Origin of the sequence: Enterobacter cloacae complex sp. 2024EL-00711, from assembly GCF_047529885.1 — a bacterium.
In the GTDB taxonomy this organism is placed as follows: domain Bacteria; phylum Pseudomonadota; class Gammaproteobacteria; order Enterobacterales; family Enterobacteriaceae; genus Enterobacter; species Enterobacter ludwigii.
In genome coordinates, this window is the sequence record NZ_JBLIZC010000004.1 from 37,292 (window position 1) to 50,539 (window position 13,248).

Annotated in this window: 12 protein-coding genes; 10 read left to right on the plus strand and 2 right to left on the minus strand. The window is 54.8% G+C overall.

The features are described from left to right. The first annotated feature begins 10 nt into the window (after nt 1–10). From kdpC to potE, 6 genes are all read left to right on the plus strand, one after another. Complete coding sequence (gene kdpC, locus ACMVME_RS12525; protein ID WP_068795103.1) at nt 11–586, plus strand: potassium-transporting ATPase subunit KdpC; 576 nt, start codon at nt 11–13, stop codon at nt 584–586. After that, nucleotides 587–3,274 (plus strand): two-component system sensor histidine kinase KdpD, encoded by a 2,688-nt coding sequence (gene kdpD, locus ACMVME_RS12530; protein ID WP_014169155.1) that lies wholly within the window; start codon nt 587–589, stop codon nt 3,272–3,274. Next, a complete protein-coding gene (kdpE, locus tag ACMVME_RS12535) occupies nt 3,271–3,948 on the plus strand; it encodes a two-component system response regulator KdpE (protein WP_014169154.1) in 678 nt (225 codons plus the stop codon). The genes kdpD and kdpE overlap by 4 nt, the downstream gene beginning before the upstream one ends. Nucleotides 3,949–4,227: 279 nt before the next feature. Beyond that, the gene (gene speFL / locus ACMVME_RS12540) at nt 4,228–4,332 is read left to right on the plus strand and encodes a leader peptide SpeFL (RefSeq protein WP_106503839.1); all 105 of its coding nucleotides are present in this window, start codon (nt 4,228–4,230) and stop codon (nt 4,330–4,332) included. 256 nt (nt 4,333–4,588) lie between these two features. Continuing rightward, nucleotides 4,589–6,787, plus strand: coding sequence for an ornithine decarboxylase SpeF (gene speF, locus ACMVME_RS12545; protein ID WP_068795104.1), 2,199 nt, complete (start codon nt 4,589–4,591; stop codon nt 6,785–6,787). After that, complete coding sequence (gene potE / locus ACMVME_RS12550; protein ID WP_068795105.1) at nt 6,784–8,097, plus strand: putrescine-ornithine antiporter; 1,314 nt, start codon at nt 6,784–6,786, stop codon at nt 8,095–8,097. Before speF ends, potE begins: the two co-directional genes overlap by 4 nt. A 70-nt stretch (nt 8,098–8,167) precedes the next feature. Here the strand turns inward: potE and pgm are convergent, their stop codons facing one another. Both pgm and seqA read right to left on the minus strand, forming a co-directional pair. Further along, a complete protein-coding gene (gene pgm / locus ACMVME_RS12555; protein WP_068795106.1) occupies nt 8,168–9,808 on the minus strand; it encodes a phosphoglucomutase (alpha-D-glucose-1,6-bisphosphate-dependent) in 1,641 nt (546 codons plus the stop codon). 24 nt (nt 9,809–9,832) lie between these two features. Next, on the minus strand, nt 9,833–10,381 hold the full coding sequence (gene seqA, locus ACMVME_RS12560; RefSeq protein ID WP_020884977.1) for a replication initiation negative regulator SeqA: 549 nt from the start codon (nt 10,379–10,381) through the stop codon (nt 9,833–9,835). Nucleotides 10,382–10,564: 183 nt separating this feature from the next. Here seqA and ybfF point away from each other — a divergent pair, with 183 nt between their 5' ends. The 4 genes from ybfF to fur all read left to right on the plus strand — a co-directional run bounded on the left by ybfF (nt 10,565) and on the right by fur (nt 13,175). After that, a complete protein-coding gene (gene ybfF, locus ACMVME_RS12565; protein ID WP_014169149.1) occupies nt 10,565–11,338 on the plus strand; it encodes an esterase in 774 nt (257 codons plus the stop codon). A 128-nt stretch (nt 11,339–11,466) separates the two neighbouring features. Continuing rightward, on the plus strand, nt 11,467–11,754 hold the full coding sequence (ybfE, locus tag ACMVME_RS12570) for a LexA regulated protein (protein ID WP_014169148.1): 288 nt from the start codon (nt 11,467–11,469) through the stop codon (nt 11,752–11,754). 155 nt (nt 11,755–11,909) lie between these two features. Continuing rightward, the gene (gene fldA / locus ACMVME_RS12575) at nt 11,910–12,440 is read left to right on the plus strand and encodes a flavodoxin FldA (RefSeq protein ID WP_008501067.1); all 531 of its coding nucleotides are present in this window, start codon (nt 11,910–11,912) and stop codon (nt 12,438–12,440) included. Between the two features lie 288 nt (nt 12,441–12,728). After that, nucleotides 12,729–13,175, plus strand: a complete 447-nt coding sequence (fur, locus tag ACMVME_RS12580; RefSeq protein ID WP_014169146.1) for a ferric iron uptake transcriptional regulator — start codon at nt 12,729–12,731, stop codon at nt 13,173–13,175. The last annotated feature ends 73 nt before the right edge of the window (nt 13,176–13,248 follow it).

Genomic DNA, 13,248 nt, shown 5'->3' on the forward strand with positions numbered 1-13,248 from the left:
GGTGAATCAAATGACGATGTTACGTCCCGCTATACTTCTGTTTATTCTGTTGTCGCTTATTACCGGCGGGCTTTACCCGCTGGTGACCACCGCGCTGGGCCAGTGGTGGTTTAAGGATCAGGCCAACGGCTCGCTGATCATACAAAACGGTGAAAACCGCGGTTCGCGTCTGATTGGACAGAATTTTACCGACGCCCGTTACTTCCAGGGACGCCCTTCCGCCACTGCCGAAAGCCCGTATAATCCGATGGCATCCGGTGGCAGTAACCTGGCCGGCAGCAACCCGGAGCTGGATAAAGCCATTGCCGAACGTGTAGCCGCCCTGCGCGCCGCAAATCCACAGGCCAGCCGGGAGGTGCCTGTGGAGCTGGTGACGGCCTCTGCAAGCGGGCTGGACTACAGCCTGACGCCGAAGGCGGTGGCATGGCAGATCCCCCGCGTCGCGGCGGCCCGTCAGCTGACGGTGGAACAGGTGAGCAAGCTGGTCGCAGAGCATACGCAAAAACCGCTGGTCAGCTTCATCGGCATGCCCGTGGTGAATATTGTTGAGCTGAATCTGGCGCTGGACGCGCTAAGGAAAAACTAAATGACCGACGAGCCCATGCGCCCGGATCCGGACAGGCTGCTCGAACAGACGGCTGAAGCCCATCGCGGCAAACTGAAAATCTTCTTCGGCGCCTGTGCTGGCGTCGGGAAAACCTTCGCCATGCTGACAGAAGCCCAGCGGCTTCGGGCGCAAGGGCTCGATATTCTTATCGGCGTGGTGGAAACCCACGGCCGGAAAGAGACGGCAGCACTGTTGAAGGGGCTGGCGACACAGCCGCCTCGCCGTATCAGCCATCGTGGGCGTCTGGTCACGGAGTTCGATCTCGACGCCGCCCTCGCCCGCAGGCCCGCGCTTATCCTGATGGACGAACTGGCACACAGTAATGCTTCAGGCTCGCGCCACCCCAAACGCTGGCAGGACGTTGAAGAGCTGCTTGAAGCAGGCATTGATGTTTTCACCACGGTAAATGTTCAGCATCTCGAAAGCCTGAACGACGTGGTCAGCGGCGTGACCGGGATTCAGGTTCGCGAAACCGTACCCGATCCCTTTTTCGACTCTGCGGACGAAGTGGTGCTGGTCGATCTGCCTCCAGACGATCTGCGCCAGCGACTGCATGAAGGAAAAGTCTATATTGCAGGTCAGGCCGAACGCGCCATCGAACATTTCTTTCGCAAAGGCAACCTGATAGCCCTGCGCGAGCTGGCCCTGCGTCGCACGGCGGATCGCGTGGACGATCAGATGCGCGCCTGGCGTGACCTGCAAGGGCAGGAGCGCGTCTGGCATACGCGGGATGCCATTCTGCTGTGTGTGGGTCACGGCAGCGGCAATGAAAAGCTCGTCCGCACCGCAGCGCGCCTGGCGGCCAAGTTTGGCAGCGTCTGGCATGCGGTCTATGTCGAGACGCCGCAGCTTCACGCGCTGCCTGAAAACCAGCGCCGCGCGATCTTAAGTTCGCTGCGTCTGGCACAGGAGCTGGGCGCAGAAACCGCCACTCTCTCCGATCCCCAGGAAGATAAAGCCATTCTGCGCTACGCGCGTGAGCACAACCTCGGGAAAATTGTCATTGGCCGTCGTCAGCATCGTCGCTGGTTTAGCCGCGAATCCTTTGCTGACAAACTGGCCCGGCGTGCTCCCGACCTCGATCTGGTGATTGTCGCACTGGATGACAAACCCACCCCTTTACCCAACCGCGCACCGGACAGCCGCACTTTTAATGATAAATGGCGAATTCAGATCCGCGGCTGTCTTGTCGCCGTCGTGCTCTGCGCGCTGATCACCGTGATTGCCAGCCACTGGCTGATTGCCTTCGACGCGGCCAATCTGGTGATGATCTACCTGCTCGGCGTGGTCGTGGTGGCGCTCTTTTACGGGCGCTGGCCCTCGGTACTGGCAACGTTCATCAACGTCATCAGCTTCGATCTGTTCTTTATCGCGCCCCGCGGAACGCTCGCCGTTTCGGATGTGCAGTACATTCTCACCTTTGCCGTGATGCTTACCGTTGGGCTGGTGATCGGTAATCTGACGGCGGGCGTACGCTATCAGGCCCGTATCGCCCGCTACCGCGAACAGCGCACACGGCATCTCTATGAGATGTCTAAATCGCTGGCGGTTGGCCGTACACCGCTGGATATTGTGCAGACCAGCGAGCAGTTTATCCGCTCGACCTTTCACGCCAGCAACCTGATTTTACTTCCGGACGAACACGGGAAACTGCGCCCGCTGACCTCGGCCTCAGGTATGACGCCCTGGGATGAAGCCATTGCGCGCTGGAGCTTTGATAAAGGACTCCCTGCGGGTGCAGGGACGGACACCCTGCCCGGCGTACCGTATCAAATTCTGCCGCTGCGCAGTGCCGATAAAAATCAGGGGCTGGTGATCGTTGAACCTTCGAATCTGCGCCAGCTGATGATCCCCGAACAGCAGCGATTGCTGGAGACATTTACCCTGCTGGTGGCAAGCGCGCTGGAACGGCTGGCGCTTACCGCCAGCGAAGAACAGGCCCGTCTGGCAAGCGAGCGCGAGAGCATTCGTAACTCATTGCTGGCCGCCCTCTCCCACGACCTTCGCACCCCACTCACCGTGCTGTTTGGCCAGTCAGAAATTTTGACGCTGGATTTGGCAGCGGAAGGCTCGAAGCATGCGTTGCAGGCCAGCGAGATCCGCCAGCATGTGCTGAACACCACACGCCTGGTAAATAATCTGCTTGATATGGCGCGCATTCAGTCGGGCGGATTTAACCTCAAAAAAGAGTGGCTCACGCTCGAAGAGGTGGTGGGTAGCGCCCTGAAAATGCTGGAGCCAGGCCTCGGTGGGCGCCATATTGCGCTGAACATGCCCGAACCGCTGACGTTAATTCACGTTGATGGCCCGCTGTTTGAACGCGTGCTGATCAATCTGCTGGAAAATGCCGGCAAATACGCAGGAGCAAACGCCCGGATTGGGGTGGATGCCACAGTGGAAGATCACACGCTACGGCTTGACGTCTGGGATACCGGGCCGGGTATCCCTGCCGGACAGGAGTTCGCTATTTTCGAGAAATTTGCCCGCGGTAATAAAGAGTCGGCCATTCCCGGCGTGGGTCTGGGTCTGGCGATTTGCCAGGCGATAATTGACGTTCATGGCGGTACCATTTCGGCGGAGAATCGCCCGGAAGGCGGTGCACGTTTTTGTGTTAAACTTCCTCTGGAAGCCCCGCCAGAACTTAATGAATTACCAGAGGATTTGTGATCAACGTTCTGATTGTTGAAGATGAGATCGCCATTAGCCGGTTTCTGCGTGCTGCGCTGGAAGGCGATGGCCTGCGCGTTCATGACGCCGGCACGCTCCAGCGGGGTTTGATTGAAGCGGCCACGCGCAAACCTGATCTGGTGATCCTCGATCTCGGCCTGCCGGATGGCGACGGCATCGATTTTATTCGTGAGGTTCGACAGTGGAGTCAGATGCCCATTCTGGTGCTGTCAGCCCGTACCGAAGAGTCGGATAAAATCGCGGCGCTGGATGCCGGAGCGGATGACTATCTGATTAAGCCTTTTGGTATTGGCGAACTGCAGGCTCGCCTTCGTGTCGCGCTGCGTCGTCACAGCGCCACCACCCCTGCCGACCCAACATACACGTTTGGTGATATTCGGGTTGATCTGGCAGCACGGCGCATTGTTCGCGGTGAAGAGGAAATCCATCTCACCCCCATCGAGTTTCGGCTACTCGCCGTTTTGCTCAATAATCACGGTAAGGTACTCACCCAGCGCCAGCTGTTGAGTCAGGTGTGGGGGCCAAACGCCGTGGAACATAGTCACTATTTACGCATATATATGGGACACCTTCGACAAAAACTGGAAGTTGACCCCGCGCGTCCTCGTCATTTATTAACTGAAACCGGTATCGGTTATCGGTTCATGCTTTGAATAACTATTCAGTTTATTTTTAAATAAACACCTACCCCCCCCATAAAATACGCGCAAAAATAATCTCCGGGTTATTTTTTGGTGTATTTATGTCCATTCAGCACATTCATAATACAATCCGTTAACGCAACATCAACATATCAGCATTTTGATCTGCGATATTCATCAAAAGAGAATATTTATTTCTGATTTGATCGGTTAACGGTGATCTGTTTCACAGTTAATCGCTTTTTCCAGGATAAAATGTCCATGCTTTCAATTACTGAAAGGAAATGAAACATGGAAAACAATAATCGTTTAATGCCCCATATAAGGCGGACAACTCATATCATGATGTTTGCCCACCGAAACTGTTTTGACTTTCATATCTTTAATGCCCGGTAGTCCTTCGACTTCTGGCGCACCCGCTTACAGGTTATCCTGAAACACCCTATTTTACAGGCGCTTGCCTGTGAACCCGTGCGCTCATTCATCTTAATTCAGGCTCAACCGCGACCGGGCGGACTGAATTCTATTCAGCAAAAAACGCATTACTGATTTTTTTAATCAGCGGCCTCCTTTTGCTGTTTTCCGGCATATTATCGATTTCTTTTCTGCAAGAAATCGAGGGACTGTTATTACCTAAAATAAAGAGAGAAAGATGAAAAGTTTAAAAATTGCAGCCAGCCGCGCCTGCCCTGATTGCTTTACCACTCACCGTGAACTGGTGGATATCAACGCCACGGATTATATTGATGTTGCCGCCATTGTTCTGGCCGTCAGCGATATTTTCACTGGTCGTATAGAAGAAATAGAAGCAACCGGATTTGGCATTCCTGTTTTTGTCGCGACGCATAAAGAAGAAATTATCCCGGCAGAGTATTTATCGCGGATCCACGGCGTATTCGAAGCATCAGACACCAGCAACGACTTCCACGGACGCCAACTGGAAGCGGCCGCACAAAAGTATGAAACCCAACTGCGTCCGCCGTTTTTCCGGGCTCTGGTCGACTATGTCAAACAGGGTAACAGCGCCTTCGACTGTCCGGGTCACCAGGGCGGGCAATTCTTCCGCCGTCACCCTGCCGGCAATCAGTTTGTTGATTTCTTTGGCGAAACCCTTTTCCGCTCAGACCTGTGCAACGCCGACGTGGCGATGGGCGATCTGCTGATCCACGAAGGGGCACCCTGCATTGCGCAGCAGCATGCGGCGAAAGTCTTTAATGCCGATAAAACCTACTTCGTGCTGAACGGAACCTCATCGTCCAACAAAGTGGTGCTCAACGCCCTTCTCACTCCGGGCGACCTGGTCCTGTTCGATCGCAACAACCATAAATCCAACCATCACGGAGCACTTCTTCAGGCGGGCGCAACGCCGGTCTATCTGGAAACCGCACGTAACCCGTACGGCTTTATTGGCGGCATCGACGCCCACTGCTTCGAGGAGAATTATCTGCGTGAGCTGGTGTCCGAAGTGGCGCCGGGCCGTGCCCGCGACGCGCGTCCGTTCCGCCTGGCGGTGATCCAGCTGGGTACCTACGATGGCACCATCTATAACGCTCGCCAGGTCGTGGATAACATTGGCCATCTGTGCGACTACATCCTGTTTGACTCTGCCTGGGTGGGTTACGAGCAGTTTATTCCGATGATGGCCGATTGCTCTCCGCTGCTGCTGGAGCTGAATGAAAACGATCCGGGGATCCTGGTCACCCAGTCAGTCCATAAACAGCAGGCCGGTTTCTCGCAGACCTCGCAAATCCACAAGAAGGACAGCCACATCAAAGGCCAACAGCGCTATGTTCCGCATAAGCGGCTGAATAACGCCTTCATGATGCACGCGTCCACCAGCCCGTTCTATCCGCTGTTTGCTGCACTGGATATCAACGCCCGCATGCATGAGGGACAGAGCGGCCGCAACATGTGGATGGATTGCGTGGTGACCGGTATCGAAGCCCGTAAGCTGATCCTGCAGAACTGCCAGTATCTTCGCCCGTTCGTGCCGGAACTGGTTGATGGCCGTCCGTGGGAAAGCTGGGACACCGCTGAGATTGCCACGGACCTGCGCTTCTTCCACTTCGTGCCCGGTGAACACTGGCACGCCTTCGAAGGCTATGCCGAACATCAGTATTTTATCGATCCGTGCAAACTGCTGCTGACCACGCCGGGTATTAACGCCCGGACCGGTGAGTACGAGGATTTCGGCGTCCCCGCCACTATTCTCGCCAACTTCCTGCGTGAAAACGGCATCGTGCCGGAAAAATGCGATCTCAACTCCATCCTGTTCCTGCTCACGCCTGCCGAGGATATGGGCAAACTGCAGCAACTGGTCGCGCAACTGGTGCGCTTCGAAAAACTGCTCGAGACGGATGCCCCCCTCAAAGAGGTACTGCCTTCTGTCTGTAAACAGTATCCGGAGCGCTATGCAGATTACACCCTGCGCCAGATTTGCCAGGAAATGCATGAGCTGTACGCCCGCCACAACGTGAAGCAGCTGCAAAAAGAGATGTTCCGCAAGTCTCACTTCCCGCGCGTCATGATGAACCCGCAAGAGGCGAACTATGCCTACCTGCGGGGTGAGGTCGAGCTGGTCTCACTGCGCGATGCGGAAGGTCGCATTGCCGCCGAAGGTGCCCTTCCTTATCCACCGGGGGTGTTGTGCGTTGTGCCGGGTGAAGTCTGGGGCGGTTCCGTGCTGCGCTACTTTGCTGCGCTGGAAGAGGGTATCAACCTTTTACCGGGCTTCGCGCCGGAACTGCAGGGCGTTTACGTTGAGGAGTGTGACGGTCGTAAGCAGGTTCGTTGTAACGTCATCAAACACGCTTCCGCTCAGCCATCGCTGCTGAAAGGAGAAAAATTATGAGCAAGTCCAATAAAATGGGCGTGGTGCAGCTGACCATTCTCACCATGGTAAACATGATGGGGTCCGGGATCATCATGCTGCCCACCAAGCTTGCGGAAGTAGGAACCATTTCGATTATCTCCTGGATGGTGACCGCCGTGGGATCAATGGCACTGGCCTGGGCATTCGCCAAGTGCGGTATGTTCAGCCGTAAGCCCGGCGGGATGGGCGGCTACGCCGAATATGCCTTTGGCAAATCCGGTAACTTCATGGCCAACTACACCTACGGCGTCTCTTTGCTGATCGCTAACGTGGCGATTGCCATTTCCGCCGTGGGTTACGGTACGGAGCTGTTCGGTGTGGCGCTGACCCCGGTGCAAATCGGGCTGTCCACCATCGGCGTGCTGTGGATCTGCACCGTGGCTAACTTTGGCGGCGCGCGCATTACCGGACAGATCAGCAGTATTACCGTCTGGGGGGTCATTATCCCGGTGGTTGGGCTGTGCATCATCGGCTGGTTCTGGTTTAGCCCCACGCTGTACGTCAACTCCTGGAACCCACACCATGTTCCGTTCTTCACCGCAGTGGGCTCTTCCATCGCCATGACGCTGTGGGCCTTCCTGGGGCTGGAATCTGCGTGTGCTAACGCCGAAGTGGTGGAAAACCCGGAGAAGAACGTACCGATTGCCGTGCTTGGCGGTACGCTGGGCGCTGCGGCCATTTACATTGTCTCAACCAACGTGATTGCAGGGATTGTACCGAACATGGATCTTGCCAGTTCCACGGCACCGTTCGGTCTGGCCTTTGCGCAGATGTTTACGCCGGGTGTCGGGAAAGTGATCATGGGGCTGATGGTGATGTCCTGCTGCGGCTCGCTCCTCGGCTGGCAGTTCACCATCGCTCAGGTCTTTAAATCGTCCGCTGACGAAGGGTATTTCCCGAAAATCTTCTCCCGGGTCAGCAAAGCAGAGGCACCGGTTCAGGGCATGCTAGCGATTGTTATCTTCCAGAGTGGGTTATCTTTGATGACCATCAGCCCGTCGCTGAACAGCCAGTTCAACGTGCTGGTCAACCTGGCGGTAGTGACCAATATCATTCCGTATATTCTGTCGATGGCGGCGCTGGTCATCATTCAGAAGGTGGCGAAGGTGGACGCAGGCAAAGCGAGGGTGGCGAATATTGTGGCGCTGATTGGGGCAATTTACAGCTTCTATGCGCTCTACTCTTCCGGCCAGGAAGCCATGCTGTATGGTGCGATGGTGACCTTTATGGGCTGGACGCTGTACGGTCTGGTATCACCGCGGTTTGAATTGAAAAATAAACACAGTTAATGCAAAAGCAAAACGGCAACCCTGGGGTTGCCGTTTTGACTGCATCGTGAGGGCATCAGCCCACAGCGATTTACGCGTTTTTCAGCACTTCGCTGACAATCTCTACCGCTTCTTTCTCAATCAGCTTACGGTGTTCGTCGCCGAGGAAGCTCTCACAATAGATTTTGTACGCATCTTCCGTACCGGATGGACGCGCGGCAAACCAGCCGTTTTCGGTCATCACTTTCAGACCACCGATAGAGGCACCGTTACCCGGGGCAGCCGTCAGACGGGCGGTGATAGGGTCACCGGCCAGCGTGCTGGCACTGACCATCTCCGGAGAGAGTTTAGACAGCGCCGCTTTCTGCGCGGAGGTCGCGCCAGCCTGAATACGGTTATAGCTTGGCGCGCCAAAGCGTGCCGCCAGCTCGTTATAGTGTTCCTGCGGATTTTTACCGGTGACAGCGGTGATTTCCGCTGCCAGCAGGCACATGATGATCCCGTCTTTATCGGTAGACCATGGCGTGCCGTCGAAACGCAGGAAGGATGCGCCCGCGCTCTCTTCACCGCCAAAACCGAAGCTGCCGTCGTGCAGACCGTCAACAAACCATTTGAAGCCTACCGGTACTTCCACCAGCTTACGGCCCAGCGCCTCAACCACGCGGTCAATCATCGCCGAGGAGACCAGCGTTTTACCTACAGCCACCTCTTTGCCCCACTGCGGACGATGCTGGAACAGGTAGTTGATGGCAACCGCAAGATAATGGTTCGGGTTCATCAGCCCTGCCGGGGTGACAATACCGTGGCGGTCATAATCCGGGTCGTTGGCAAATGCCAGGTCGAATTTATCACGCAGCGCCAGCAGGCCCGCCATCGCACACTCGGAAGAGCAGTCCATACGGATTGCGCCGTCTTTATCCAGGTGCATAAAGCGGAAGGTCTGATCAACATGATCGTTAACGATGGTCAGGTTCAGCTTGTAATGCTCTGCGATGCGTTTCCAGTATTCGATACCGGAGCCGCCGAGAGGGTCAACGCCCAGCTTCAGACCGGCTTTCTGGATGGCCGCCATATCGACGATATCCGCCAGACCTTCCACAAATGGCTGTACCAGATCCTGCTCTTTCACATGGCCGGATGCCATGGCCGCATCCAGAGAGAGGCGTTTCACCCCATTCAGGCCATCCGCCAGCAGCGCATTGGCACGATCTTCAACCACTTTCGTGACGTTCGTGTCTGCCGGTCCACCGTTAGGCGGGTTGTATTTGATCCCACCGTCTTCCGGCGGGTTGTGTGATGGGGTGATCACAATCCCGTCAGCCAGCGCGCCGCCTTTTTTGTTGTGGACAAGGATCGCGTTAGAGACCGCAGGGGTCGGCGTGAAGCCGTTTTTTTCCTGAACAATGACGTCAACGCCATTCGCCGTCAGCACTTCCAGCACGGAAATGAACGCCGGTTCAGACAGAGCATGGGTATCTTTTCCCACATAGCACGGACCGGTAACGCCGTTTTTAGCGCGCTCTTCCGCGATGGCCTGAGCAATAGCCAGAATGTGCGGTTCGTTAAAGCTATGGCGCGCCGCGCTACCGCGGTGGCCAGATGTACCAAACTTCACTGCGTGTTCTGCGTTGCCCACGACCGGTTTCAGCACGTAATACTGCGCGGTCAGCTGAGCGACGTTAATCAAATCGCTTTGTTGTGCAGGTTGGCCTGCACGGCTGTGATTTGCCATTACCGGGTCCTTCTGATGCAAGGGTTAAATTGTACCGCAAACCTTTTCAATCAATTCCGCCGGGAACTGCATGGACTGCATGATGTGTTCAACCATGCTGCACTTGCGGCCCGTATTGGTATTGGTGATGACCCAGTACGGTGTGCCCGGGACATGTTTAGGTTTGGTTTGGTTGCCATTTTGCAGCAGCGTTTGCTCGTCGCCCGCGAAATAGACGCGGGTACGACCGTGCAGCGACTCGGTCGCTTCAGCAAACGCTTTGTTATCCAGTGAATAGAGTGTAGACAGCACCAGCATGAAGCGGTTAACCGCTTTTTTCTGCTCGGCGTACTCATCAGAGAGCAGCAACTCGCGCATCGCACGTACTTTGTCTTTCACTTGCGCGACGGCAGGTTTTGCTTGTGCAACAACGTTTTGTTGAGACACGACATCTTTAGTGACTGGGGTAGCAGGCTGTGAGGCGGCGGAAATTTTAAGCATGCGCCGTAAAATGTCGGACGCACTCTCCCCGATATGCCGCGTCTGGCTGGCAATATACTGATAGAGTTCGTCATCAACTTCGATTGTTTTCATCTTAATCCAGTGCGATATCTTATCTGAATACAAGTCGTTGGGATTATAAAGTTAAATTCCAACAGCGGATAGCGTCAAACCAGGTTGGCGGCAAAAGTCAGATTAAACTGGAACCTTGCAGCCGGGCGGCAGAATGGTCAACATGATACCCTAACCTGACATACGTAAAAAAAGAACTTTGCCATGAAATTGAATACCCGAGCGCAAACTGCACAATCGCCGAACAATAATTCTCCCATCGTACTGGTTCACGGGCTTTTTGGCAGCCTGGATAACCTGGGGGTGCTGGCGCGCGATCTGGTTACCGATCACGATATTTTGCAGGTCGATATGCGAAATCACGGTCTTTCCGGGCGTTCAGAGGAGATGACCTACGCGGCAATGGCCCAGGATCTGCTCGATACGCTTGATGCCAACCATCTTCAGAAGGTGACGCTCATCGGGCATTCTATGGGCGGCAAGGCGGTAATGGCCCTGACGGCGCTGGCACCGGACAGAATCAACGGTCTGGTCGTGATCGACGTTGCCCCGGTGGATTACGACGTGCGCCGTCATGACGACATTTTTGCTGCCATCAATGCGGTGACAGAGGCTGGGGTTTCAACCCGCCAACAGGCCACAGCCGTCATGCGCGAACATCTTAATGAAGAAGGCGTTATTCAGTTTCTTCTGAAGTCGTTTGTCGACGGCCAGTGGCGTTTCAACGTGCCGGTACTCTGGGCGCAGTACAACAACATCGTCGGCTGGGATACGGTGCCCGCCTGGCAACACCCTACCCTCTTTATTCGCGGCGGTAACTCCCCTTATGTCACTGACGCCTACCGCGACACCTTGCTGGCGCAATTCCCGCAGGCCCGCGCCCATGTCATCGCCGGTGCCGGACACTGGGTTCACGCGGAAAAACCTGACGCCGTGTTACGCGCCATCCGTCGCTATCTCTCTGATACTGCGAATTGATTAAAAAGAGAGCGACTGGAAGGTTGCGGGCTTCCAGTCGTTGGCGTGCCGTTTTTGGTGATGTATGATGGCGCGCTCATCGCCCGGGCAATAGCAGGGCGGCTTGTTTCCCCCGAAGTCTCAGAATCATGGCCAAAGAACAAACGGACCGTACGACACTAGATCTGTTCGCGAATGAGCGTCGACCGGGACGACCGAAAACGAATCCGCTTTCGCGCGATGAACAGCTGCGTATTAATAAACGCAACCAGCTTAAACGCGATAAAAATCGTGGACTTAAGCGTGTCGAACTAAAGCTCAATGCCGACGCCGTCGATGCGCTTAACGAACTGGCTGAAGCGCGTAATATCAGCCGTAGCGAGCTCATTGAAGAGATGTTGATCGCCCAGCTTGAGACGTTGCGCCGCCAGGCATAAGTCTGAAAATCCCCTTTCTTACCCTTTTCATGTAGCACAGAGTGCAGTCCTGCGCGATAGCTGTTTCCGCGGGGTTGCCAGTTCTGCTATTATTGCCCTTATCCGTGGACAAATTGCGCCACCATACCATTAAGTTTCAAGAGGTTATTTTACTCATGGCAATCATCGGCATTTTCTTCGGCAGTGATACCGGCAATACCGAAAATATCGCAAAAAACATTCAAAAACAGCTCGGTAAAGACGTTGCCGATGTGCATGACATCGCCAAGAGCAGCAAAGAAGATCTCGAAGGCTATGACATCCTGTTGCTGGGTATCCCAACCTGGTACTACGGTGAAGCCCAGTGTGACTGGGATGATTTCTTCCCGACGCTGGAAGAAGTGGACTTCAACGGCAAGCTGGTCGCCCTGTTTGGCTGCGGCGATCAGGAAGACTACGCTGAGTACTTCTGTGACGCGCTGGGCACTATCCGCGATATCATTGAACCGAATGGTGCAGTTATCGTAGGCCACTGGCCGACTGCAGGTTATCACTTCGAAGCGTCTAAAGGCCTGGCCGATGACGACCACTTCGTGGGTCTGGCGATCGACGAAGACCGTCAGCCAGAACTGACCGCAGAGCGCGTTGAGAAGTGGGTGAAGCAGATCCGCGAAGAACTGCACCTGGACGATATTCTTAACGCCTGATTGTTATTGTGGCGCAACCCCGGTTGCGCCCAGGAACCAGGTCAAACGATTAAATTAATCGCTACAATCTTTTAACTTTTTCGCCCAGACCTGTACAATGTCTCCCAGGTAAAATGGGGTGCCATTGAGTAAGTTTGTCGGTGATACCACGTTTTTATAAGCATACTTTGCCTGAGACTTGCAGTTTTCATTTAGCCATGGCAGTTCTATAATGAGACGCATTATTCCAGGTGCATTTTCTGTCACTTCCTCCAGAAGTGAATCGTTTAGCAACAGGACAGATTCCGCATGACTGACAACAATACCGCATTAAAGAAGGCTGGCCTGAAAGTTACGCTTCCTCGGTTAAAAATCCTTGAAGTGCTTCAGGGTCCAGACAATCACCATGTCAGTGCGGAAGACCTTTACAAGCGTCTTATCGACATGGGTGAAGAGATTGGGCTGGCAACCGTCTATCGCGTGCTGAACCAGTTTGATGACGCGGGCATTGTTACCCGTCATAATTTCGAAGGCGGTAAATCTGTATTCGAACTGACCCAGCAGCAGCACCACGATCACCTGATCTGCCTGGATTGTGGCAAAGTCATTGAATTTAGCGATGATTCCATCGAAGCACGTCAGCGTGAAATCGCTGCTCGTCATGGTATCCGCCTGACCAACCATAGCCTGTATCTGTATGGTCACTGTGCTGAAGGTGATTGCCGCGAAGACGATCACGCACACGACGCCAAATAAGTCGAACTTTCATACTCTGAGCCAGCCGCAAGGTTGGCTTTTTTTTGCCTGTCACCCGGCGAAAAAAAGCCCG